The sequence below is a fragment of the Thermoleptolyngbya sp. PKUAC-SCTB121 genome (assembly GCF_016919485.1).
GTDB classification, from domain to species: Bacteria; Cyanobacteriota; Cyanobacteriia; order Elainellales; family Elainellaceae; genus Thermoleptolyngbya; species Thermoleptolyngbya sichuanensis.
The window spans coordinates 3,599,512-3,623,173 of the sequence record NZ_CP070366.1; the positions used below are offsets into that span (position 1 = coordinate 3,599,512).

At 53.8% G+C, this 23,662-nt stretch carries 18 protein-coding genes and 1 CRISPR repeat array (1 of these 19 cut by a window edge); of the genes, 5 read left to right on the plus strand and 13 right to left on the minus strand.

The features are described from left to right. Positions 1-64: 64 nt before the first annotated feature. Both JTM80_RS14820 and JTM80_RS14825 read left to right on the plus strand, forming a co-directional pair. Positions 65-379: a hypothetical protein gene (locus JTM80_RS14820; protein ID WP_172357086.1), complete on the plus strand. Its 315-nt coding sequence runs from the start codon at positions 65-67 to the stop codon at positions 377-379. Further along, a complete protein-coding gene (locus tag JTM80_RS14825) occupies positions 376-1,539 on the plus strand; it encodes a cell division protein ZapB (protein ID WP_172357084.1) in 1,164 nt (387 codons plus the stop codon). Before JTM80_RS14820 ends, JTM80_RS14825 begins: the two co-directional genes overlap by 4 nt. A gap of 113 nt (positions 1,540-1,652) precedes the next feature. Here the strand turns inward: JTM80_RS14825 and JTM80_RS14830 are convergent, their stop codons facing one another. From JTM80_RS14830 to JTM80_RS14840, 3 genes are all read right to left on the minus strand, one after another. Beyond that, on the minus strand, positions 1,653-3,875 hold the full coding sequence (locus JTM80_RS14830; RefSeq protein WP_205369699.1) for a GH3 auxin-responsive promoter family protein: 2,223 nt from the start codon (positions 3,873-3,875) through the stop codon (positions 1,653-1,655). A gap of 128 nt (positions 3,876-4,003) precedes the next feature. Continuing rightward, complete coding sequence (locus tag JTM80_RS14835; RefSeq protein ID WP_205369701.1) at positions 4,004-5,371, minus strand: cell wall metabolism sensor histidine kinase WalK; 1,368 nt, start codon at positions 5,369-5,371, stop codon at positions 4,004-4,006. Positions 5,372-5,410: 39 nt separating this feature from the next. Continuing rightward, entirely contained in the window at positions 5,411-6,094 is a 684-nt protein-coding gene (locus JTM80_RS14840; RefSeq protein WP_172357080.1) for a response regulator transcription factor, read from the minus strand. 62 nt (positions 6,095-6,156) lie between these two features. On the opposite strand from JTM80_RS14840, the gene JTM80_RS14845 reads away from it, so the two are divergent. Continuing rightward, complete coding sequence (locus JTM80_RS14845) at positions 6,157-6,654, plus strand: hypothetical protein (RefSeq protein ID WP_172357078.1); 498 nt, start codon at positions 6,157-6,159, stop codon at positions 6,652-6,654. Positions 6,655-6,670: 16 nt separating this feature from the next. Here JTM80_RS14845 and JTM80_RS14850 read toward each other — a convergent pair whose 3' ends face one another. The 10 genes from JTM80_RS14850 to JTM80_RS14895 all read right to left on the minus strand — a co-directional run bounded on the left by JTM80_RS14850 (position 6,671) and on the right by JTM80_RS14895 (position 19,907). Further along, complete coding sequence (locus JTM80_RS14850; RefSeq protein ID WP_205369702.1) at positions 6,671-7,345, minus strand: ATP-binding protein; 675 nt, start codon at positions 7,343-7,345, stop codon at positions 6,671-6,673. A 71-nt stretch (positions 7,346-7,416) separates the two neighbouring features. After that, positions 7,417-7,731 (minus strand): CRISPR-associated ring nuclease Crn3/Csx3, encoded by a 315-nt coding sequence (gene crn3, locus JTM80_RS14855; RefSeq protein ID WP_172357074.1) that lies wholly within the window; start codon positions 7,729-7,731, stop codon positions 7,417-7,419. Between the two features lie 118 nt (positions 7,732-7,849). Then, positions 7,850-8,512, minus strand: coding sequence for an HD domain-containing protein (locus tag JTM80_RS14860; protein ID WP_205369704.1), 663 nt, complete (start codon positions 8,510-8,512; stop codon positions 7,850-7,852). 122 nt (positions 8,513-8,634) lie between these two features. After that, positions 8,635-10,092 carry a TIGR03985 family CRISPR-associated protein gene (locus JTM80_RS14865; RefSeq protein ID WP_172357070.1) on the minus strand — a complete coding sequence of 486 codons (1,458 nt, stop codon included), beginning with the start codon at positions 10,090-10,092 and terminating at the stop codon, positions 8,635-8,637. Between the two features lie 57 nt (positions 10,093-10,149). After that, positions 10,150-12,354 carry a TIGR03986 family CRISPR-associated RAMP protein gene (locus tag JTM80_RS14870; protein ID WP_205369706.1) on the minus strand — a complete coding sequence of 735 codons (2,205 nt, stop codon included), beginning with the start codon at positions 12,352-12,354 and terminating at the stop codon, positions 10,150-10,152. Further along, positions 12,344-12,997, minus strand: a complete 654-nt coding sequence (gene csx19, locus JTM80_RS14875; protein WP_172357066.1) for a CRISPR-associated protein Csx19 — start codon at positions 12,995-12,997, stop codon at positions 12,344-12,346. Before csx19 ends, JTM80_RS14870 begins: the two co-directional genes overlap by 11 nt. Continuing rightward, entirely contained in the window at positions 12,994-14,604 is a 1,611-nt protein-coding gene (locus JTM80_RS14880; protein ID WP_172357064.1) for an RAMP superfamily CRISPR-associated protein, read from the minus strand. Before JTM80_RS14880 ends, csx19 begins: the two co-directional genes overlap by 4 nt. After that, positions 14,594-17,170, minus strand: coding sequence for an RAMP superfamily CRISPR-associated protein (locus JTM80_RS14885; protein ID WP_205369707.1), 2,577 nt, complete (start codon positions 17,168-17,170; stop codon positions 14,594-14,596). The genes JTM80_RS14880 and JTM80_RS14885 overlap by 11 nt, the downstream gene beginning before the upstream one ends. Further along, positions 17,171-19,051, minus strand: coding sequence for a hypothetical protein (locus tag JTM80_RS14890; protein WP_205369710.1), 1,881 nt, complete (start codon positions 19,049-19,051; stop codon positions 17,171-17,173). A gap of 88 nt (positions 19,052-19,139) precedes the next feature. Then, on the minus strand, positions 19,140-19,907 hold the full coding sequence (locus JTM80_RS14895; RefSeq protein ID WP_205369712.1) for a hypothetical protein: 768 nt from the start codon (positions 19,905-19,907) through the stop codon (positions 19,140-19,142). Between the two features lie 396 nt (positions 19,908-20,303). Between JTM80_RS14895 and cas1 the strand changes: the two genes are divergently transcribed. After that, positions 20,304-22,571: a CRISPR-associated endonuclease Cas1 gene (gene cas1, locus JTM80_RS14900; RefSeq protein ID WP_205369714.1), complete on the plus strand. Its 2,268-nt coding sequence runs from the start codon at positions 20,304-20,306 to the stop codon at positions 22,569-22,571. Positions 22,572-22,645: 74 nt separating this feature from the next. Next, the gene (cas2, locus tag JTM80_RS14905; RefSeq protein ID WP_172357054.1) at positions 22,646-22,921 is read left to right on the plus strand and encodes a CRISPR-associated endonuclease Cas2; all 276 of its coding nucleotides are present in this window, start codon (positions 22,646-22,648) and stop codon (positions 22,919-22,921) included. A gap of 358 nt (positions 22,922-23,279) precedes the next feature. Next, positions 23,280-23,662: direct repeats of the CRISPR family, unit length 35 nt; unit sequence CTTTCACCACCACTTCCCCGCAAGGGGACTGAAAC; it runs 13,337 nt beyond the window's last position.

The window sequence follows — 23,662 nt, forward strand, 5'->3', positions numbered from 1 at the left end:
AAAATTAATGCACAGATTAATCCACACCAGGTTAATGCACGCCAGCTTGAGGCGAAGGTGACGAGTGCTGTGGGTTGAGCGTATCTCATGCCCACTGCCCCAACCGTCGCGATGGCAGACGATCGGGCGATCGCGCCAAATCGCACCAGATTGCGCCAAACTGCGCCGCATGGATAAAGCCGCCGCGCCCTACTCACAGTCTTCTGCCATTTTTGCACCTGAACAGCAGCACACGCCGATGCTCCAATCTGTAAAATCCTTGAACCATAAGCAGTTCAGCCTGCGAAGCCTGATCGCTGGAACCAAGGCGGGCGATCGCCCCACTCCCATCGACTCTCGTATCCCATCCGTTATCCCCAGATTTCCAAACCCATCATGACAGACGATTTCATCACGACCGACCAAGACCAAGTAAGCCACACTGACCTGACGAATGCTGCCGAAATGCTTGCCAAACTGACTGCGACGACCACTGACAAACCCCAAATGCCATCTGCCGCTGAGTCTGATGAAAAGCCGTCTAAAACCCGACGTGCCTACCGAAAGCCCGTGATTGTGGATTTGAACCTGCTAAAAGCTGTTGCAGAACAGATCGGCATCAAAGGTAAAAACCGCAGTTCTGAAGATCTATTGCACCAGGTTCTAGAAATATTTTTGGTGCTGGGCGTTGATCCAGCAGAGGCAGTCGAGGCGCACGCTCAGTCCACCCAACTCGCCTCCGAACCCGTCAACTCGGCCGAGGAGACTGCCGAATCTTCACCCGCCACTGTTGACCTCAAGATTGTGGCAGATCAGGCCAAAACGCTGGCCTGGTTTACCAACGAAATCGAAACCCTAAAAAACCAGGTGAAGCAGCTAGAGCAAGCGCTGCAACAGGGACAAACCCAGCCCAATGCTCAGCTTGCAGCCCTCCAGCAGGAAAACCAGCGACTCCGGCAGGAGCGAGATGCAGCCGTAGAAAAGCTGGAAGCCTTCCGCAAGCTGCTAAACGGCAGCAGCACGCCAGCCCTTTCTACACCAGCCCTTTCTACGCCAGCCCTTTCTACGCCAGCCCTTTCTGCGGAGGTCGAAATAATACCTCCAGCAGTGCCCACTGTCTCGCTTGCCGAACCCGAACCCGCGCCTGTAGCGTCGAAAAAAGCTGCGTCCCGCGCTTCATCGACCCGTGGCAAGAAGGCGATCGCCCCCACCGCCAAGCCCTCCACCACCAAGCCCACTGCCGCCAAGCCCAGCGCCATCAAGCCCAAACCTGCCCCAGAAGATGCATCGCTCGATCCGGGCGTGCTAAAGGCGCTGTACGCCATCATGGACTATAACAATGCCCAAACCTCCCATGCAGACAAGTGGGCCATCTCCTTTCCGGTGATGAAAGATCTCTGCAAAACCATCGGCGTGGCCACACAAACCAAAATCACCCAGGTATTTCGCACGAAGGCAGACCTGATCGAGCAGCACCACCAGGAGCATAGCCTGGGGCAGCGCCACAATCGGGTTCACAAAGGACAAAGCATTACCGACGTGATCTCGCTGGGGGTGTAGCTGGCATATAACTGCTCCATTGCAACTGCTCCATAACTCTCTATCGCTGCTTCCGCAATGCTCCAAATATCTGAAGCCGGGCTTGCAGCACGCTCAGAGCGCGGGCGATGAGGTCAGTGCTTGGCATGGCTAAAGTTTGTATGCCACATCAGTACCTTACTTAGATTTGCATCTGAAAGGTCAGCATAGCTAAAGTCTGTTCGCGTCAGAAACGCCCCATCCAGCACGGCCCCGCGCAGGCAGGCCCGATGAAGCCGTGCATCCGTCAGGTCAGTATTGACCAAGAGGCTTTCACTCAAATCTGCATCACTCAGGTTTGCTTCTCGCAGCAGTGCCCCCGTCAAGTTCGCGCCCCGCAGAACTGCACCCTGGAGATTTGCGCCGCTGAGGTCGGCATAGGAAAGGTCTTGCCCGCTGAAATCTGTCCCTGCTAAATCTGCCTGGAGCAGGTCTGCGCCCCTCAAGCAGGGTAGCTCTGGCACCGGGCGGGTTGGGCAAGGTGGAGGCTCCCAAAGCGTTTGTGGCTGAACTTGCGGCGCTGGCTCACAGCTCGGAGAACTTAGCTCAGACCCGTTGCCGCGTAGTGCAACATCCGATAGCGCAATATCCGATAGCACAACATCCGATTCGGAATGGCAGAATGGCTTGGCATTTGGAAAATCGCTTAGGCCGATTTCATACTGCACGGGTAGACCCTCCAGCAGGGTTCGATCTTCGCTGATATGGGGCAGCTTGAGCTGAGAATCAAATATGCCGCGCTGCACCTGGCGCTGATGGAGCGTGGCAAAGCTGCCTGCTGCCAGAACCCGCAGACAAGGCGGAGGCACCTGATCCTGGCGGGCGCTGGCATAGAGTAGATTAGTCTGTTGCAGCCAATGTTCAAACCGCATCAGGAAAGAATACGGACGCGCTAGGGAGTGGCCGGGGGCTAGCTCTATGTTCACCCAGTATCGCGCTGGAAACTCATCGGCAGACAGGGTAATGCAAAAGTCTTGGAGTTTGATGTTGAACTCGCGCTGCAACTGTTCCATGACCTGGATTGCATGAAATTCCGTTGTTTTCTCTGTCGTAGAGGACAGCAGCCCACCCTGCCGATGGCGAAACACAATTAGCGGCGCTTGTTCATAAAATCCAACAACTTCCACAACATCGCCGATGTCGTAGCGATAGAAGCCGCTGTAGCTGGTCACCAAGATACGATATCGTTCACCAACCTGCACCTCCACAGGCAGGAGGGTTTTGGGCTGTTCGACATGCCACTGATCCTGCGGGACGAATTCAAAAAAGCCGCTCTCGATTGCCAGAATGCTGCCGTCGGTGTTGAAGCTGGGATAAACGCCAAAGGTGGCTTCGGCGGTGCCATAAACGCCGCCAAATACCGGGATGTCGCCAAAGTAGTCAGGAAATCGCTCTAGGTAGAAATTGGAGGTGCCGCCGCGAGCAGTGGTGAGATAGCTGAGTCCTGGCCAGGCGGCTTTTGGGGTGAGCCGACCGTCGTAGTAGAGGGCAGCCCGCAAGTCTGTTGCCCGCTGGGGAGCCGCCGTAAATCGCCGTTCGAGCTGGGCCCGCAGGTGGGGTTCAAGCTGGAGCCACGGGGCGATCGCCCCCTGTTCTAGGTCGTGAATTAGCTCCTCGGCATAGGTTTCCAGATAGCGGCAGGTCCGCAGCATCAGCATCGGGAAATTTGCAACCCAGCCGCGCAAATCTGCATGGCGCAGCGCAAACAGCAGGCAGACGTAGTGGCGGGCCAGGGTATCGGCGATTTCTAGCGCGTCGAAGGGCTGGCTAAACAACTGCTCGAACAGGAGGCGGCCCTGGCGAATGCTGCCCACGCTGACGGGGCCGGTGGGGATGCCGCCGCTTGTTTTTTGGGGTTGGGGAACCGCATTGGTGAGCAGTCCTTTGCCAAAGGGGAGGCGGCGCTGCTTCATTTCGGCGATCGCAAAGCCCATGCTGGCCAGGTCAGCCCGGCGCAGCGTGCGCTGATAGCGTCGAGTCACGGGCACTTGTTTTTTGCGGCTGGTGGTTCCACTGGTGAGGTTGATATAGACCACCGGATCGGGGTTGAGGACTCCCCGCTCGCCCTGGGCAATTCGTTCTGTGTAAGGTTCATAGAAGCTGTAGGGCAGCACCGGAATTCGTTCACGAAACTGATCCAGCGTTTTGATCGTTGACAGATCGAACCGTTGTCCTAGCTCTGTATTTTTATGTGCTTGAATGAATTCTCTTAGAAACAGTTCTTGCGTTTCCATCACCTGCTTGGTCTTGTGGATCAAACGTTCTCGCGCATGAGCAGCGTAGGATTCCAGCAGTGCGAGTGTAAAGCGATGATTCATGGGCCTGATCAAATCTTGCTGAAGAAGCTGGGTTATTCCAAAAGACCTGCACAGAAAGACCTGTACAAGGCGAGATCCGCCGTGCAGCGCCAACTTCTACAGTGCCAGCCAAAAGTAACAAGAAGGTTTCAGAAATCCTGAGCGGTTTTTCCTTTGCGGCTTCCTTTTTGCCGGACGAGCGGCAACTGAATTTCAAAAACCGAGCCTTGGTGGAGCTGGCTGCGGACAGCGATGCTCCCTTGGTGGGCTTCGATGATTTGACGGGCGATCGCCAGTCCCAGCCCCACGCCCCCGGTTTCGCGCGATCGCACCACATCAGCCCGATAGAACCGATCGAAAATGTGTGGCAGGTCGGCTGCATCAATTCCGATGCCTGTGTCTCTGACTTGCAGGATTGCTCCGGCGGGCTGTTGAGCGAGAACTAGGTCAATTGCGCCGCCTGCGGGGGTATGGCGACAGGCATTTTGCAGCAGGTTGGCGATCGCCATTTGCAGAACTTGCGGCTCTGCGAAAACCAGAACGGCCGTCTGTGGCACTGTGCAGCGCAGGGTTTGCTGACGGTGGGTGGCTTGTGCCTGGGTCGCGTCTACAAGCTGTTTCACCAGTTGCCCCAGATCAACGACTCGCAAAACATGCGGCGGCAGATGTCCAGAGTGTCGCGCCAAAAACAGGAGTTGACCCACCAGGGCGCTCATGGATTCGGCAATCTCGACAATGGTTTGCAGGCGGTGGCTCTGCTCTTGGGAGTCCACTGGCTCCATCAGCCCGACCTGGGCGTTGCTGAGGATACCCGCCAAGGGCGCACGCAGCTCATGAGACGCATCGGCAGTGAATTGCTGGAGTTGCTGATAGGCCTGGTGGATCGGCTGCATGGCCACGCCACCCAAAATCCAGCCTGTGAGGGCGATCGCCCCCAGCGCCATCGGCACGCCAATCGACAAGAACAGCCGCAATTCTCGCAGGGGTTCCTGAACCGAATCGAGGGGTGCTGCAATTTGCAAAAAGCCCAGCACCTCCTCGCCCCGACGCACGGGCAGCGTGAGCTGGCGAAACTGCTGAGGTGGGCCGACCCGTGGCGGACTTGATGGAGCGTCCGGGCGCAATGCCGCACCCATCAGAGTGACCAGTCCAATAGGTGCCTCTAGCGTGGCAGCGGGAATGTCTCCCACAAACTGGAGGAGCCGTCGATCGGGCGTATACCACCGGGCAAAGTGCAAGTAGGTGTCTAGCACCAGCGTATCGTTTCCCAGCAGGGGCACGCTTTCTAGGTCGATGCGCCGAATCGATTGATACTCAATCTCTTCAACGCCGCCCGCCATGATTTGGGCCGTGTTGTAGAGGTCTGCGTCGAAGGTTTGCAGGCGATCGCGGGCCTCACGCCAATACAACAGCGCCGCAAAGACGACCAGAATGCCGCCCATCGAGAGCGTAAACCAGTTGGCTAGATTTTGGCGGCTGCGGTTGAATAGCATGTCAGCGGCATTAGAACGCGGCATTAGAGAGTGGCATTAGAATGCGGCATCAGAATTAGCATCTCAGTCAGTCGCCTCTGGCACGCTCAGGCGATAGCCCATGCCATAGACCGTCTGCACCCAAGTTTCTGCACCCAGGGGTTGCAGGCGCGATCGCAGTCGGTGGATTAAAATCGCGACTGCCTTACTTTCGGGCTGCATGTTCCATTCCCACAGCGCTCGCTCAATCTGGTCGCGGGTCAGGACTTGCTGAGGATGCCGCATTAGGTATTCCATCAGTTGAAACTCTCGCGTCGAAAGCTGAATGCTCACGCCTTGCCGCTGCACCGTCAGCGTGGCCAAATGCAGTTGCAGATCTGCCAAATGCAGGATGTCGCCTGTCCAAAGGGGCGATCGCCGCCCCAGCGCCCGCACCCGTGCCAGCAGTTCTAGAACATTCACCGGCTTAACCAAATAGTCATCTGCGCCTGCGTCCAGCCCCGTTACCCGATCCATCAGCCCATCCCTGGCAGTCAGCATCAAAATTGGCGTGCCTTTGCCCGTCTGACGATGCTGTTGACACAGATCTATCCCGCTAATCTTGGGCAGCATCCAGTCCAAAATCAGCAGGTCGTAGGTGTGTTCCTGCATGAGCCACTGCGCGGTTTCCCCATCCAGCGTGGCATCCGTGATGTGGCCTGCTTTTGCAAGGGCGGCATAGAGCGGCTCCAGTTGAATCGGATCATCTTCGGCCAATAGAATCTTCATAACCCTGCTCTGCTCAGGAAGCTCGTTCTGCGGCTGCCTCCAGGTTTCAAATTCTACCTGCTATGACTCCATTTCGCTGGCTGCGTGCCCGGTTCTCCCAAGGCCGAATTCTATCCGCTCAGGACGGGCAGACTGCCCAAAAGCCGGGGAGTTCGTCACCCCTGCGATCGCCCGCCAACAGCCCGCCGCTCCCCTCGCGCCTGAGGCCGGCCCTGCTTCTCTTGGCGCTACCTGCCGTCGGTGCGCTCTTCTGGCTGGGAACAGGCTGGCTCAATCAGCGCGTTTTGGGGCAATCCTATCGCCTGCCAGACCAAATCATTCTGCCCAATCCGCAGCAGGTGGAGCTAACGCTGCGGCTGACGGTGGTTTCGATTGATGTGGAAATCGACCGGCGCGAGGGCACGTCTGAGGTGGCCGTCCAGGTGCGCGGTTCGACGTTGCAGGCGCTGGAGTTTGAATATCCGCTCACAGATTATGCCACGGTGGAGCGGGCCATCGCCCAAGAGCTAAGCCTGCCGCCTGAGCAGGTTCGCCAACTGATTCGCTATCGAATTGAGTAAGCGTCGGTGTTGGACGCTAACACGGTTGGGCCAGCAGCCAGTCGGCAAATTGGGCGATCGCCGCTTGATAACAATCGGCTCCCAGTTCGCGGCAGAGGTTGACCAGTGTGCCCTGGGGAATGGGGCGATCGATCTGGATGGTGGAGCGGGCGGTCGGGTCGATCTGATGGTCGGGCGATCGCACCAGGCGCGACTGAAAGCTAGCCAATACCGGACATCCCTCATCAGCCGCAAAAACATGCCAGCGCATCGCCTCTTCCTCATCTGCTGACAGCACAAGGCAATGAGTGGATCGCCGCAAGATTTCGGCGTTCTCAGCCGTGCGCTTGCCACCCAAATCGAGCAAAATCAGAGACAACTGAGAGTTTCTTCCCAATTGCTCGATCATGTGCAGCGTCGAGCCAACAAACTCTTCCGAAAAGGCAGCTTTTTTGCGGATTTGCTGCACTACTGATGGATCGGCTTCATTGGACCACATGCCCTCTCCATCGGGACAGGCGCGGTGCAAAAACACACCCGACGGCTGTCGCTGCAACAACTGTCGATACAGTTCTGCCAAAAAGACTGATTTTCCTGAATGCGGCGGCCCGCCTACGGCAATCACTCGACCGTGATAGTGGACACGGGGATCAGTTGCAGAAGAGGGTTGAGACAGGGGGCTATGGGGAGTCGTCATGGTAGATAGGGGCACACAATTAGAGATTCAGAGGTTTGGAGATGAGAGGTTTGGGAGATTAGAGGCTAGAGATTAGAGGCTAGAGATTAGAGGCTGATGGTCTTGCCGACTTGAAAGCGTTCATCATGCGTTTGCACAATGACATAACCCAGGCGGGGGTCGTAGGTGGCGATCGCCGGACTGGGGTGCGCTGCATGAAAAATCATGCCGTATCCCCACACCGGGCCGCGGCCGTTGATCAAAATTGGCGATGAACCCACGAGTGCTGGTTCAATCTCTCGCACAGCTTCTGCAAATTGCTCTGGTGTCGTTACTCCAGTGGGAATTTCAAACTCCACCAAGCGAAGGACTAGCCCATTCTCATGGGGGTGATCAGTGATTGTGAAGACGGGTTTTGCCATGAGGGTTTACGTTTGAGGTGAGAGGATGTTTGAAAAGCCCTACTGTTTGTAGCAAAGCGTGCAAGATCCCCCTAAATCCCCCTTAAAAAGGGGGACTTTAAGGCGGTTTCCCCCCTTTTTAAGGGGGGCTGGGGGGGATCTCTGAGTGCTTAACATTACAGGCGATACTTTTCAAACACCCTCTGAGATTGTCTAAAGAATTTTCCAGGTTTGTAAGCAGCGTGCGGAGTTCTATCAGCATCGGGCTAGAAAAGCGATCGCCCACGGCATCCAGGCAAGCCCGATAAAACCACAGAATATCAGCAGGGCTAGCATTGAAACGCTGCCACACGCGATCGCCCTGACGCTGCCAGTCTGCCCAAATACAGCGCAGGTTGTGCAGCTTGTCGGCAAGGATCACGCGCTGAATGGCGGGTTCGGCTTGCTGGAGTTGGGCGATCGCCCGAAGTTTTCGTTCTTTCCAGGATGGTTTTGGCGTTTCGTCCGATTCCGTACAGGCATCCACAATGCGTAGCACGGCATCACCAAACTGCTTCCGAATCTCATTCCGAGTGGCATTCCCGCCCTGATCCTCGATTGCGTCATGAAGCAGCGCGGCGATCGCAGCGTCTTCATTCCCGCCATCCTCTAGAACCAGCGCAGCAACACTCATCAGATGGCTGATATAGGGGACGCTGCTGCCTTTCCGCAATTGATGTTGATGCAGGTGAAAGGCATAGGTCAAGGCGTGTGCAAAGCGAGGGCTAAGAGGTCGGGATTGGGTTTGAGTTTCAGGAATCATTGTTCTTGATTGCGCCTCCCCAATGCGGATGATGATAGGGACAGGACTTCGCACTTGCGAGAAGTTTTTGGGTTTTTCTGCGGGCGCATTTCACGAGAAACGCCCAACTTAATGGAGTCTCTTTATTCGTTCAGGTCGCTTTCATACAGCCTCCAGGTTTCTTGCATATCGTCTGTCATTCGCTGGCGCAAGCTCAGCGGCAGCAAGACTTCTACATTAGGCCCCCACGCCCGCAACCGCATGACGACGTTGTTGTCGCCGAGGCGATGTTGGGCGCTGCAAAAGACGCTGCTCTTGTGGCGGGGGCGATCGCCAAACAGCTTGGTTAGCGATAAGCCCTGCCTGCTAATCTCTGGATCAGCCCGAAAGCGCTTTTCTGCCTGGGCAAAGCCCATTTCAGTAAACAGCTTGGCGCGTTCGGTGTTGGCAATGTAGTTGCCGTAGAAATAGCGCTCGAATCTGAGTAATAAAGGGGCGATCGGGCGATGAATTTCGACACCCATGGCCAAGGCGACCTCCTGCTGCACAAATTCCGGTGTTTTCTCAGCAAATCGCTTGGGTAAGCCTGGGGCTGATGCTACTGACTGTGCCAAGGACTGTGCCCAGGACTTCCCCTGTGAAGTTTTGAACTGCCATTCGGCAGGCAGGGATGGATCGTTCCAACTCAAAAGCTGGAGAGACAAAATTCGATCGAGTCGATAGTCATACCAGCTCAAATGCTCCGGTTTACCATCATCTAAATGCTGCGGCGTTTGACCAAAGGCAAACAGGTATGGCGCACGCTGAAAGTAATAAATGCAAACGGGATACGTTAGGATGCTAAACTCTGCCTCGTAGTAGCGAATGCTGCGATAGACCAGCCGCACGGGAGGCACGGGAGTCTGCTGCCAGCCCTCCTTTAAGGTTTGGAGTAATTGCTCCACTTGGCGAGACACAGCCTGAGAAATAATGTATTCCGTATCCAGGATAAACCGCTGGATGCCGTTGATGGGCTGAGGAAAATGCTCAACGACGTTAGCCAAATCATTCGGGATGAAATGGATCAACGCTGGCTCGTCCGCAGATTCGGCAGCGATCGCAGCAATCCAGGGCAAGGTCGGCAAGACGCTCACCTTGTAGTAGCGCCGCTGGCTGCCTGTGCCGCTAGCCTTGAGCCAGCCCAGTTTTTCCAGCGTGGCAAAGTCGTTTCGCAAGGTGCGGTGATCGACTTGAAACGGAATCGGCTCTTCATCCGCTGGCGAATCTCCCAACAGTACAGAGAGGCGATCGCGCTCAATGCCATAGCGATTCACAAATGCCTGCCGCCAGTGTGTCTCATCAATCGCAGGCTGATGTTGAAAAAGCCATTGTTTGAGGGTTTTTTGCTGATTATCGGGTTGCAAAAAAGCGTCGCGCCATTGAGCATTGCTAAAGGAACCCTCTGCATCCGTAGAGAGCAGCATGGGTTTCTCGCTATAGAGCGATCGCAAGATCGCCCACAGCCGCACTGCCTTGAGCAGATTGCCCTTTTGCCCCAGCACACCGGGCACCAGATAATCCAACAGATCTACTGTCGGCGGATAGTCAAACGAAGATTCCATAGACGTGAATCGATTTTGGATTTTAGATTGGCGATTTTGGATTGTGAATCCAGCGTGTTATTCCCAATAGGGCAAACCTATTTCGTTCCAGAGCGGTGGGAGCGATCGCTTTTTGCTTTTCTCGTTTTCGGTAAACCATTTGTAGTTTTCGCCGTCTGGGTCTGGCTGTGGTTTCATTCTGGGATAGTGAACCGGCCCGTCCAGCCCTTTTGCAGCCTGCTTAAAGGCTTTAATAAACAGAACTTCTTCAAAGTCCTCTGTGTTCTTTTTCGGTGAGTAAGCAAGCGCAACGGCCTGCTTAAACGCATCGACACATTCCGTTGCTTGCCCTGGATCGGGTGGATCGATCGGCAGCAGCGATTCATAATATTGCTTCCAAGCTTGTCCTAATCGCAGATCGGTTTGGCTCCAATCAATCTTTAGCTGCACACTGCCAAAGCCGAGGGGCTTGCCGCCCCCCAGTCGGTGGTAATGGTCATCTGGCAACTCCAGCAGCCAGAGCAACGCGCCCAACTCCACGGGCGATAGATTTGTAATGTCAATGTCAAACTGAAATTGAGTGTTTTGCTTGACCCAGGCTTGGATCGAGCGGTTTTGGCTGTCGCGCTGCTCAGCACCGTCTTTTTTCGGGCGGCGATATTCTTGATAGTAGCCATTGACAGATTGCTCAGTGCGATCGCGCATGGGGTCGTCCCAATAGTCGGCATTTTTGGCGATCGCCTTGTGATGAGGATACACCTTCCGCCCCCGCAAACCTTGTTTGGCGGATGCGTATCCGTCTTGTTTAGATATGCCCTTATCTAAAGCATCACCTTGTTTATTCTTGGCAACGTAGAACCGCGACTGCTGGGGCTTTGGCTGGCCCAGAATCGTCAGCGGTAATCCAGGGTTATTCGCTGGATTTTTCGTGAACTTTTGAATTGCATCCGTTGACAAACACTTCACCGAATGAAGCCGCAACTGACCTTTATAAGCCCCTTTGCCCTTCTGATTCACCCAACCAAAGACGCGATCGGCGGGCGAAAGTATATCCATCTTCTCGCTAGGCTTTAACGACTCTTCTAGAAGTGCTTCTGGAACTGTTTTGAAAAGTTGACGAGAAACCATCACTGGTAGCAAAGCCGTAATTTTATCATTCTGAATTTGTGCATAGCAGAATGTGTTGCGTTTCAACTCGGCTATGCTTTTGGTATAGACATGCTTAGACCAGCCAGTTTGCCCTGGTTCATGACCTAAATAAGCACTGCAGGAATCTTTGGGTGAGTCTTCTTTCTTGCGTTCTTTCAAATCTTCTTCATGAAGGTCTTGATAGTCTTTAATGAGTTTCTCCCAGGCAGTAACCTCCTGTTCTGTGATTTCGTAGCTTTTCTGGTTGTCAGGACTGCGCTCAAAGAAAACACGCTCATAGCGCTTCTCGTTACAGTTTGGGCCAGTGATACAGGCCCAACCTTTCTGCCAGCCTTTTTCAGATTCTTCGGGTTCGTCGAATCGGAAACGAATCACCTTAAAGCTATTTCTGTTAAGCTGAAACCAAATTTTCTCAGTGTGCTTTGGTAGTCGATTTTCGGGATAATTATTCTCGCGAATAATTTCTGAAGCGCCCTTATCAATGGGAGCCTCTTCAGTTTCTTCATATTTCTTGTAGCAAAGGATTTTTGCAGCTTGCATCAACCGAAGAACCAGCTTGCCGCTGCGTTTATCCTCAGTTACTATTGCTGGGAAAATTCTGGGTGTTGGCTCCATTCGATAAGCTAGATGGTCGTTATGCTTCTGAAAGATTGATAGTCTTGAGTTGGTTATAACTTCATAGGCGGATCGAAGTGAGCCTTTTATAGAAGTAGGTGAGAGGTAAGGTCTTCCGTTAATTAGTCGGATAGGATAGGTTTTGTGTTCACTGTTTTGCCATTTCTCTGCTTGAGCAGCATCCGGAATGAGAAGTGGTGTAACTGTTGTCAGGTTGACGCGAATTCGCCCGCTCCAGAGATCATCCAAGTACTGGCCATGCAAGTACTTGCCATGTCCATGAGGAGCGCGATCGCCCAACTCGCCCTTAATATTCTGCCGGGGAGTCGCAGGAACAAAGTTGTACGGATTATGGAAAACCTGGCGTGAGTCAGAATTCTGAGATCCTTGTTTTTTCTGAGGCTGATTCTGCTTTTTGAGAGGCGGAGACTGTTTTTTAGTCTGATTTCCGGCGTTAGAGGGGTTGGGGCGCTGGGGATGATTGGGGCGTTGGATTTGTGTCGGTTTATTATTTGTCATTGGTATTTACCTTCTTCGTGGAGATCCAGGTTAACTTCATCAAGCGTTCTTCTTGCACTGCAACATTGCCGTATGGTTCAATCTCGCCCAGATACTCACGGCTATGAAGCTCAACAACGGTTTGGTTGTTAGAGCCTGGTGAAATCGGAACGGGCATTGCCCCAATTCGAGCGGCAGATAAAATACTCCAGTTGGCTGGTGCAGGCTGCTTCACCTTGTTCAGGGGTTCACCCCAAAGCAAATACTTCTGTTCAACAGCTTTGAGATAGTTCAACTCATTAGTGTCATCTGCAAATTTTTTCTCCAAATTTGTTTCCGAGATCAGCACGGCTTTTCCTTTGCTGCCGGGAATGCTGAGCCAGCGCAGTTCAGCCCGTTCATTAAACACTCTGGCTTCAAACACTGAGGACAGATCCAGGGTCTGCTCTTGCCAGTCTTGTTTACTATTGCCTTGTTTACTATTACAGCAAATGGTGACTTGTCCATTTGACTCGAATCTGCCGAAACTGCAAGCCTGGGGGCTGTAAAGTAGTGCGATCGCCCCCGACATCAGGTCTTTAACCTGGTTCAGCGCGTCTTCCAAAGAGATGTCCATCTTCGATTGTCTATACAGTTTCGTTTTGGTAGCGACTGCCTCGCTCATGATGCAACCTCCTGAGGAATTGTTGATTCGATCCAGGCTTTCCAGGCATCGTTCAAACCTCCAAGGCTGCTAATCTGAGCGAGATGCTGGGCAGTAAGATAAGTCTGCGATTGCTCTGGTTCAACCTTTAGCGTGATATCGTGAAGGGCTTGGATTTCGTCAGGTAAGTTCGCGCCGCTGGCTGAAAACGAGATAGATTTGATGGCGATCGCCCCCATGCCTCGATTCACGCCATACCCCAGGGGAATGCGTCCCTGAATCAGATCTCGCAACACCAGCAGCAGCAGCGCGACTCCTTGTTTTTGCAAGTCCGCTCCTGGCAGGCGAGATAAGTTGAGCCGGAGAGCGATCGGCTGCCACTGCACGCCCATCGGCTCCAGCGTGCTGTAGAGAAACTGATCCGCTGCGCCGCCTGTCCAGCGATCGATCGCAACGTGAAATGCCTGCTGTACATCGTGTAACTTCGCGTCTTGCAGCGCTTGCAGCAAATCAGAGGATTCCTTTGCAGTTTGCACTTTTTCCCACTTTTCTACTGAGATGGAATGGTCAGCGTAGCAATCGGCGACTGTCAAAGCACCCATACCTACTTTCTGCTGCTGATCCTCAGTTTTGGCAGCCTTGCCGAACAGGTTTTCAACCAGTGGAACCTCGATCTGTTGCAAAAATGCTTTTTTGGAATCGGCTGGCTTTGTTGCTGCGGCATGATTGAACGCAGGGCAAACCGTGCGAACGATGCGCTCTGCCTGGGTTCGCAGCGCCCCTTTGATGGCGCTTCCCGGCAGCACAAACGCAACTCGGTCGCCAATGCTGCTCACCAAAGGCAGCATATCGACTGCGATGCCTTCGCGCTCTGCCTTCACCATTAGGGGCGAAATGGGAGCCCAGTCAATGGTGACTGTTAGAGCAGGACGCGCCTTTCGCGGTGTGTCTGCCTCCAGATTAAAAATCGACGAGTTGCCAGACTCCCCTTTGAGCAGCGCAAGAATGCCTGCACGAGAATTGAACAGTTGCTCTTTGACTTCCAACTTTTCTAACTTTACGGTTCCCAGTCCCCGCGTTTTGGCAGCGCCCAGGCTCAGTTCGCCATCTTGCAGTGCTTGCAATAGCCCCGACCATGCTTCACAGGCTGCTTTCCATTCAGCATCATTCAGCGCCAACTTTGACTCTGAGACCCGATCTAACGTAATGTGCAAATCTAGCTTGCTGCCTTTTGGCAAAATCGCGCGATCGAACTTGATATATTCTGCGGCGCTGCCGCCAAAGCGATCGATTCCCACCCCATCACGCAGTTCGGTTTGCACGTCGCCCTGAATCACGGCATCTTCTACAAGCACCCAGCTTGCGCCGTCATCGCTCTGCGTTCTGCCGGTTTGTCCCAGGCGCGGACCCCAGAGCGTGGAAATGATTTGGGAGCCTTCTTCCAGTTCCTCCATCCAGCCGCGCAGCGCCCCGGCAAGGCTAGTGCCGGGAATGTAGTAGTCTCCGGCTCCGTTGACTGCCAGCGTTAAATCAACCATTGGGTCATTGTTTACCCCGCCAATGTGCAGAGGACTTTCGGCGGTTAATACCCCTGTGATGATGTATCGAGCCTCTATCTTACGCGCCATGATTTGCTCCTGCTGCAACGACTGCTTGCTCCTGCTTTTTCTCTAGCTCCTCTAGCTCTCGCTTATGAGCACGAATGCAGGCATCAATGACAACTTGAACTGCTTCTGCCCAAAGCTCTTGCTTCAAATCTGATTCGCCCGTTTGGGTTAGAGTGAGTTCCTGAAGAGAGGGATAGTTGAGGCTGTTTTGATTCGGATCAGCATGACAAAGTGCAGTGCTAATCCATTGCCAAATCTGTGTCTCTTCATGGATCAGACGCTCGATCTTGCCCAGTCCATCTTTTGTTTTCTCCCATTTGTTAGAGCGTTTCTCTCGAATGTTTTCGATCCAGGACAAAACTGGCTCTTTTTGATTGAACTTCAGTTGAGAGAGGACTGAGCGCAAACCACCGAGCTGGCTCATGCTGGGATGGCTGGTAATTTTGCCCTGCTTGTTTTCAATCCAAATGCCCAGAATCTCTCTGCGGCGATCGCCCTCACTGGCTAAAAACAAAGCAGCCCTGCGAATGGCTTCGCGCCAAGCAGCTTTCTCGATCAAACGGGCGTAGTCAAAAACGTCAGAATTGCGGTTAGACGCACTAAGCAATGGCGGCGGTGTATCTAGCTCAGCTTCTTGAGATTCCGAGTCTTCCTCTGTTTTGCGGTTTGGTCTCTCATTATCAAATGGTTCGCTGAGCAATGGATGGTTAAAGCAAAGCTGTCCGTAGCCTTCGGCGGTTCGTTCGCCTATGCCCGATAGCTCAAGTTGTCTGAGGCGCTGGGGATCGAGCGTTCCAGTAACCTCAAAGACCATGCAGCTTCCTGCCGCAATGCCCACCAGAGAGGGACGAGGCAAATTCCACCACGTCTGCCAGGACTCGACCCGGTGCGATCGCAGCATGGCGGAAATTAACCCCTCACCAGGAGTAGAGAGTTCTAGCTGAATAGGTGATTCATCTCCCCCAGCGTTGAGCGTCTGCTGGTTAGCGCTGAGTGTCTGCTGGAGTGCTTGCCGAAAGTCTTCGACCGATGCCGTCGGCCGCAGCGACTCATTCCGCAGAAGCATATCTGAAAGCAGCCACACCCAAAGTTTCTCTGTCGGTTTTGAATCCTCCGTTAGGGTATCTGTTTTGCGTTCCGGTTGAATGATCTTTACAGTGATGTCAACGGCTCCATAGTCATCTTTTTTAGATTGTCCAATGCGGTGATGTCCCTGCAATTTCTCGTGCCAGTCAGCCTGTTTTTGACACAGTGCATCATAAACAGACTGTCGCATCCGTAGCTCAGCCCAGAAGCAGGTTCCAGGGGCGATCGCCTCATAGCTATAGACCCCGCCGACCTCACTGGTAGGGCGCTGGTATCGGTCTTCAATCGTGTTGTGTGTGCCAACGAGCGTATCGACTGTTTTGTATTCGGGGAGCGTTTCCAAGCGCTTTGTGAACTCGATGTAGCCTTGGCGATAGCCCTTAAGCTGAGAGCCTTGCTCCGGTTCACAGAAACGGTTGTAGACTGTGCCCCCTTTGGACAGGCCGCCGCCCGATTTTTCATAAAACAGGCAAGCGGGAATCGGCTGTCCTGGCTGGTCGGCGATCGCAATCGTGGCATTTGTCACCAGCAGATCGCCCCGCGCCACCGCATCGCCCAGATCCACGCCGAGCGATCGCACCTGTTGCAGCACCAGCCGCAGCAAATTCGTGCCGGGAATGTAGTCCAGCGTTTCGACCACGTTGCCAATCGCGCGGGCGGGGATGACCAGAGGCGTTAGGGCTTCTAGGGCGATCGTGATTCGCTGCCACCCAGATTGATCACTGCGAATTTCCAGAGAATTCGTCTTTTCTGAAATATCTTCTGAGCCATCTGAGCTATCTTCTGAAGCTTCGGGAAGTTCAGGTGCATCTCGCGCCAGAATGTCCCACACCGCTTGCTGAATTCCAACCTCCTCAGGCCAATCAATCTTGAACTCACAGCGCCCTGCGCCGCGCCGCCGCTTGCCGCCGAGCCGTTCCACCACCGTTGCACCTGCTGCCAACAGAGTACAAGCTGCTTGCTGCTGTTCTGGATTCAACGCTGCCAGCAATTCACAATCTGCCGTCAGCACCGTGCCAATCCGCGCCATTTCTTCAAAGCGCAGAAAATCTTCCTTCGCACATCCTCTGTCATCAATGCTGATTCCGGGTTTGATAAAGGTAAACGCACTTTGCAAGGCTTGATGTGCAGGATTGGAGGCTTTGGCCCGATGCTTCAGCAAATTTCTCAGGGATTTTGGCAAGTGGGCGGCTCGGATGGAAAGAGCGGCGGGCTGGGGCGCAGTTGAAAGTGCAGCGTTGGCGATCGCAGGCTGATCTCCAAATAAGAAATCGACCCACTGGTTCCAGGATGTGGATGCATCCTCAGAGAGCCCAGCGCTATCCAGCCCATCGGCAATGAGTTCGCAGGCATCTCGCCAAATGCCCGTAAGCGTTTTTGCAGGCAAGTAAGGTAAGCCGTCGGTGTCGCGCTGAATCAGCCGATCGATGTCGCCTCGTCTGCCAGCGCCAGCGCCCACATGCCAATCGCTCTGCATCGTAATGGTGAGTTGAAATTTCATTTACCCATCCTCCTGGTCAGCAGCGCGTTGAAAAGTTGGGTTCGCAGAGAGGTCAGCGGATAAGAAATCAGCCGCATCCAGCGCGTCCAGTAAGCCAGTCATTTTGAGTGAGTTTCCTGTGTCAGGATCGGTAACTATTGTGAATAAAGATCCCTGATCTCCTTCCAGCGCTTGAATGTCGAAAAGGGGGCGATCGCCCTTCTCGACAGCATCCTCATTTTGTACATCTGCGTGTGAATCAATATAGCGATCGCGAATCAGCCGATACTGGGCATCTGCCAGTTCTACACCTTGCGGCAGCGCATTCCGCAGACTGTGCATCTGGCTATTCGGCAGTTTGCGCCGCCCGTCTTCATCCTTTGCATTTAGCGCTTCAACTCGACGCACTAGGTGTTCCCATTGATGCGGCTCTGCCCATTGCGCCATCTCGTCTTTGACCAACAGATCTTTAACTGGAGTGACAATGTAAGGCGCGATGTAAAGCTGAGTATTGGATGTGGGTCTAAGGCGATCGCGGATCTGTTTTAAGTTCACGCCGCTTGTGTCATACAGCACATGGAAATCTAGCGCAGAGCAGGGATAGGGAACAGCTTTTGTTTCATTAGGCAACACATGGGTCAGCTTTCGCTTCACCGCTTTTGCCGATTGCATGAGGGATTCCGAAAGCTCGTAGGCAACCGAAAAGGGAAAATGGGGCTTGATAATCGCTACGCCTGCACAGGACGAGAGACGATTCACGCCCAGCGCTGCTTTAGCAATTTCAGGAAGAATACCGTCATAGTGCTGCTCATCAACTTTTTGCGTTTCGGCTTCAAACGCGAGAAGAAACTGCTGCGTAAACCGCAGCGCCGCTTTGCCATCGCAAATCACCGTCAGGTCGTCGCCGCCCAACACCAGCGGCACAATTGGCAACTTCTCAAGCCCCGTGCCAAATGATTGCAGTGCTATGATAAACGCCTGCTCAGTGCAAACATCCAGCGCCAGGGAAAAGCGGCGCAATGCGTCAACATAAGTGCGATTATTTTGGCTAATATCACCCGTCATCTTCCCCAGCTTAGTCAGGTGCGTGCCAAACTTGAGGAAAATTTCGCCCAGTCCGTTGCCATCGGCATGAATCACGGCTCGCCAGGAACCCTGTTTGCTTTGCTGTTCGTCCTCGTCGTCTAGGGCTTTAATGCTCTTCGCAAAGCTTTGAGGAATCTGATTTCGATCTAACAGTTCTTGAATGCGCTGAGTATTACTGTCGTAATTCTTGCGTTTTGCCACTGAGACGCGCGATCGCAGCACAGCCTTTCCCCCAGCCGCTTTCGGATCTACTTCGTTGGCAGGCAATCCGCTGGTGGCGCATTGATCGACCACGGGTAGCCGCAAAAAGCGGAGATGATGGGTGGGATTGTGCGATCGCGCTTCTGCAAATTTATGATGCACCTGCTCGTTTACATCCGATAGGTTATCCCGTTCCCAGTCAAATTCCTCAAACACACCAAAGATATCCAATCCGGGTGCTTCTTCTAGTGCCTTTAGCGTGACGGCTTGAATGATTTTTCTTGCTTTTTCCTGATCACGAGTGATGATCAGCGCTTTGCCAGAAGTCGCCAGAATGATTTCAGCATCAATGTCTAGCGTTGACTCCAGCGGCGGATTCCACTTTGGATCTATTAGCTTGTCTCGAATTTCATTTTCCCGGACTTCTGCTTCACCTTGTGAATTCTTATTCCAAACTCTCAAATGAGAATGACCACCGTTTTCAGCCACGGCATCTAGCACCCATTTTGTGCCAGCGCGAAAGGTCAGCTCTGATGCGCCCACGTTTTCACGCAGCTTGTTGGTCGAAAAGATATAGCCCTGGTTGCCAGACGTTTCCAGAAGGACAAGAAACATAGCGCTTGCTCAAAGATGAAAAAGATAGAAAACCGAACACTAGAATCTAAAGCATCACCCCAAACTGACGGCAGATGGCGCACCTGAGTTAGCTTGCCTTTTGCCGATCGCCCCGATGCGATCGCCTCCCATTCTGCATCCCCAACGTCACGCGGATCGGATCGAGAGAACCGATGACTCTGCCAGTTTTTGGATCAGTCCGGGCGGGGGTATATTGCAGCGGGCGAACCGTGTTGATGCAGGCCAGCACCGTGCCCACAGAGGCGTGGGCCGTCATGCCCGTATAGTCTGCAATCACGTCTCGCTCAGGCAGATCCTTGGGTAGGCGAGTGAGATAAATCTCATTCACACATCTGTAAAATTGCAGCGGATCGTAGATATCGTTCACCACAATTGGAGCATCCACACATACATTCGGAAATTTGCGACGTAACTCTCGCGCCTTTTCCAAACTCTCGCGAGAGCAGACCAACCAGCAGCGTTTGAGCGTGGGCAGATGGAAGCGAATGGCCGTTTCGCAGGCTTCTGGATTACTCACCAGCAAAACCAATCCACGATACTTTCGATCTAGATTTTTTTGCTGCACTTCAAAAGGAATGTCGGTTGGTAATAGGGCGATCTGGCGGGAAATCAGCCACGACACGGCGGCGATCGCCCCCACCAAAATCAGCAGCGAAATCAGCGCAATGCGAACGAGCGCCACTGCATCATCACCCAGCCACGACTGGAGCAGGTCGTACACCGCACTGCCAAAGATTCCTAAGCAAACCGACCCCACAAAAAACGGCAAAATCGTCTCTGCATTAAACACAACCTTGATGGCTTGGGTGATGGCTTCAGTCAGCGTGTTTCGCATAGTTGTTTCGCAGAGTGCAGGGCAAACCTCAATGTCCAATGTCGATACCGGGTCTATACCTAACTGTTTTACACCCACTTGGAAGAGGGGTCTTCCAAGCCCGTTGAAGATAGGAACTGAAACCATGAACCAGACCAGTTGCCAAAGCTGAGCAGGTCGGTTCCCCCCTTTTTAAGGGGGGCTAGGGGGGATCGGGCTTATAGGCTCCAGGAGACTTTGAGCAGATCCCCCTAAATCCCCCTTAAAAAGGGGGACTTCCGGAGGGCGGCTCGGTTCCCCCCTTTTTAAGGGGGGCTAGGGGGGATCGGACTCAAGTGCATAAGCCTTAAATCTAATCGCTGGCTCTGGTTTTGCCTCGCAACCTTTAGCTTTTCTTTCCTTTCAGGAGATATCACCATGCTGGATCGGCCCACGCTGAATTGGCCCAAACTGGATTGGCAACGGTTTCTGTCGGCAGAAAACTTTGAGCAGACCTGGCTCAAGGTGCGGCGAAACCGGGGCTGTGCGGGGGTGGATGGCGAAACGGTTGAAGCCTTTGAGCAGGATGCCGATCGCAAGCTGACCACGCTGCGCCGCCAAATCGAAACGGGCACCTACCAGCCGATGCCGCTGCGATCGCTCCACATTCCCAAGAAGCCCAAGCTAAAACCGGGGGAACCACCCAAAACCGAGTGGCGCGGGCTGGCCGTGCCCACGGTGCGCGATCGCATCGTGCAACAAGCCCTGCTCAACCTGCTGCATCCCATCCTCGAACCCCAGTTTGAAAACAGCAGCTTTGCCTATCGCCCCGGCCGCTCCTACAAAAGCGCCGTGCAGCAAATCGACCAGTGGCGACAACGGGGCTATGACTGGGTGCTGGATGCCGACGTGGTGAAATATTTTGACAATATTCAGCACGGTCGCCTGTTTGATGAGCTGCAAGAGCGGGTGCATGATCCGGCGATCGGGCACTTGGTGGAGCGGTGGATCGGCAGCGGCGTGTCTACCGCGTCGGGGCTGATCTTGCCGAATAAAGGCGTGCCCCAGGGCGCGGTGATTTCGCCCATTTTGGCCAATGTGTATTTCGATAATTTTGATGAAGCCATTGAGGCGGCCGGACTCAAGCTGGTGCGCTATGCCGATGATTTTGTCATTTTGGCTAAGTCCAAAGCGCGGATCGAAAAAGCCCACGACTTGGTAGAAGAGTTGCTCGACACGATGGGGCTGGAACTGCATCCCGACAAAACCCGCGTCACCCACTTCAACGACGGCTTCCGGTTTTTAGGACATACCTTCGTGCGATCGCTCATCGTGCCAGACCAGCCCAAAAGCAAGCGGCAGCGGCAGACGGAAGAAGCCGCGATCGCCCAAAAAGCCGCTGATCCAGCGCGCTCGCCGATTCTCCACTACAGCGACCCGCCGCCCCAGGCGACCCAAATGCAGCAGGCGCTTTTGGCAGCCGTCCAAACCTCAGAGCAGCCGATTCCGCCGCCGCTGTATGTCGTCATGGGCTATCGGGTGCGCGACGAAAAGCCGGTGCAAATCGAATCTAAAGAATGGACTTGGAGGAATGGCATGTCTACGCTGTATCTGGTTCGCCAAGGCACGATGCTCCGCAAAGACCACGGGCGCTTTGTCATCGAGGGCGGCCGGTTTGAAACCGAGGAAAACGAGAGCATCACAGCACAATCGCCCCCGTCCCAACCCCCAACCCCAAAATCCAAAACCCAAAATCCCCAATCTAAAACCACCGCGCCGCCGCCCATACTGGAAATTCCCATTAAAGAAGTCGGGCGCATTTTGGTGCTGGGCAATGTGCAAATTAGCACCAGCGCCCTGTCGGAATGTTTGGAGCATCAGATTCCCGTCGTGTTTATGAGCCGCGCCGGAGACTATAAAGGACACCTCTGGAGCAGCGAGTTTTGCGACCTGCCGACCGAGGCGGCCCAGTTTGGGCGGCGGCATGATCCTGGCTTTCAGGTCAAAATGGCGCAGCAAATCCTGCATGGCAAGCTGACCAACTCGCGCCATCTGCTGCTGCGGCTAAATCGCAAGCGCAAGGTAGACGGACTCCGCGCCAAAATTCATCGCATCGATCAGCACATCGCCGCCCTCCCCAAAACGGTCGATTTGGATGTCATGCGCGGGCATGAAGGCGCGTCGGCCCGGCTCTATTTCACCGCCTTGGGGCAGCTCATCACCAACCCCGGCTTTAGCCTGACAGAGCGCAACCGCCGCCCGCCCAAAGATCCCGTTAACAGCTTGCTCAGCTTTGGCTACACGCTGCTGTTTAACAACGTCCTCAGCCTCATCCTGGCCGAAGGGCTAAATCCCTACCTGGGCAATCTGCACCGCTCCGATCGCAAGGAGCCACACCTTGCGTTTGACCTGATGGAAGAATGGCGATCGCCCATTGTCGATAGCCTGGTAATGGTGCTGATTAACAAAAAAATTCTGCGCCCCACCGATTTCACCTTCCCCAACGCCGAAGGTGGAATTTATCTAAACCCCACCGCTCGCCGAGTCTTTCTCAAACATTTTGAGGAGCGCATTTCGGAAGAAATTGCCCATCCCGCAGTGCAGCAGCCTGTCTCCTATCGTCGAGCCATCCAGCTCCAGGTGCAGCAATACAAGCGCTGTCTGCAAAACTCCCAGCCCTACCTCCCTTTCATCCGAGCCACCTGATCTAAAACCCAGCTTTCAATTCCGGTCGTCAATCAAAAATCCAAAGTCGCCAATCCAAAATCAAAGGTCTGATCATGCTAGTCCTAGTGGTCTACGACATCCCCGACGACAAGCGCCGCCAAAAGCTGGCCACTTTTTTGGAAGGTCACGGACGGAGGGTGCAATACAGCGTATTTGAGTGCTTCATTTCCCTGGCAGACATGAAGAAGCTCCACGAAAAAGTCAAACGACAGGTCAAACCCGCTGAAGACAATGTGCGGTTCTACTGGATTGCCGCCGACAGCCTGCCCAAAGCCCTGACGATTGGCAGTTCTCCACCAGAACCGCCGCCCCGAGCCTACATCATCTAATACCTTCAGAGCCAATCTGCTTTAACTCAGGACGCTCCGACACAATCTAGGGCGATCGCCAGATGAGTCATTCATCAGCGATCGCTCTTTTTGCTGCTTTCTTTTTTCTTTATCCTCTAGCGCTTGACTTTTAGAAACCAATCCGGGTTAATGGAGTTCAAGAGGGCATCGTCCAATCTCCACCGATCCTTGAAAGCCGCATAACTTCGTTGACCAGCGTCGATGCCTTATTCAGTGGGCATCTCAGGCGCTAAAAATTCAGGGTCTTAAGAGAGAAAAGTCGTTTTTGAACCCCAAAAATGACCACCGTCGATTTCCGCTCACGAGCCATTGCTGGGAGCAGGTTTCAGACGGCACTCTTTCACCACCACTTCCCCGCAAGGGGACTGAAACTAGCTTTTGCTAGGAAATATTGCCCGGCACATTTAAACCCAGGCAACTTTCACCACCACTTCCCCGCAAGGGGACTGAAACGCAAGTCTATATTTAACTGCTGATTTTCTAACTCTAAATCTTTCACCACCACTTCCCCGCAAGGGGACTGAAACAAACCAGGGGCAGAAACTTATCTGAGTGAGCTTGCAGAGCCTTAACTTTCACCACCACTTCCCCGCAAGGGGACTGAAACCTATTTCCAGATGGCAAGGAGATCATTGTTACTGATTCTTTCACCACCACTTCCCCGCAAGGGGACTGAAACTATACTAGACTTAGAATTATCTATTTCTTGGACTAGTCTTT

Excerpts from the sequence above, each read along its gene's own strand:
- JTM80_RS14825 (WP_172357084.1), top strand. The coding sequence starts at position 376 with ATGACAGACGATTTCATCACGACCGACCAAGACCAAGTAAGCCACACT.
- JTM80_RS14830 (WP_205369699.1), bottom strand. The coding sequence starts at position 3,875 with ATGAATCATCGCTTTACACTCGCACTGCTGGAATCCTACGCTGCTCAT.
- JTM80_RS14835 (WP_205369701.1), bottom strand. The coding sequence starts at position 5,371 with ATGCCGCGTTCTAATGCCGCTGACATGCTATTCAACCGCAGCCGCCAA.
- JTM80_RS14840 (WP_172357080.1), bottom strand. The coding sequence starts at position 6,094 with ATGAAGATTCTATTGGCCGAAGATGATCCGATTCAACTGGAGCCGCTC.
- JTM80_RS14845 (WP_172357078.1), top strand. The coding sequence starts at position 6,157 with ATGACTCCATTTCGCTGGCTGCGTGCCCGGTTCTCCCAAGGCCGAATT.
- crn3 (WP_172357074.1), bottom strand. The coding sequence starts at position 7,731 with ATGGCAAAACCCGTCTTCACAATCACTGATCACCCCCATGAGAATGGG.
- JTM80_RS14860 (WP_205369704.1), bottom strand. The coding sequence starts at position 8,512 with ATGATTCCTGAAACTCAAACCCAATCCCGACCTCTTAGCCCTCGCTTT.
- JTM80_RS14865 (WP_172357070.1), bottom strand. The coding sequence starts at position 10,092 with ATGGAATCTTCGTTTGACTATCCGCCGACAGTAGATCTGTTGGATTAT.
- JTM80_RS14870 (WP_205369706.1), bottom strand. The coding sequence starts at position 12,354 with ATGACAAATAATAAACCGACACAAATCCAACGCCCCAATCATCCCCAG.
- csx19 (WP_172357066.1), bottom strand. The coding sequence starts at position 12,997 with ATGAGCGAGGCAGTCGCTACCAAAACGAAACTGTATAGACAATCGAAG.
- JTM80_RS14880 (WP_172357064.1), bottom strand. The coding sequence starts at position 14,604 with ATGGCGCGTAAGATAGAGGCTCGATACATCATCACAGGGGTATTAACC.
- JTM80_RS14885 (WP_205369707.1), bottom strand. The coding sequence starts at position 17,170 with ATGAAATTTCAACTCACCATTACGATGCAGAGCGATTGGCATGTGGGC.
- JTM80_RS14890 (WP_205369710.1), bottom strand. The coding sequence starts at position 19,051 with ATGTTTCTTGTCCTTCTGGAAACGTCTGGCAACCAGGGCTATATCTTT.
- JTM80_RS14895 (WP_205369712.1), bottom strand. The coding sequence starts at position 19,907 with ATGCGAAACACGCTGACTGAAGCCATCACCCAAGCCATCAAGGTTGTG.
- cas1 (WP_205369714.1), top strand. The coding sequence starts at position 20,304 with ATGCTGGATCGGCCCACGCTGAATTGGCCCAAACTGGATTGGCAACGG.
- cas2 (WP_172357054.1), top strand. The coding sequence starts at position 22,646 with ATGCTAGTCCTAGTGGTCTACGACATCCCCGACGACAAGCGCCGCCAA.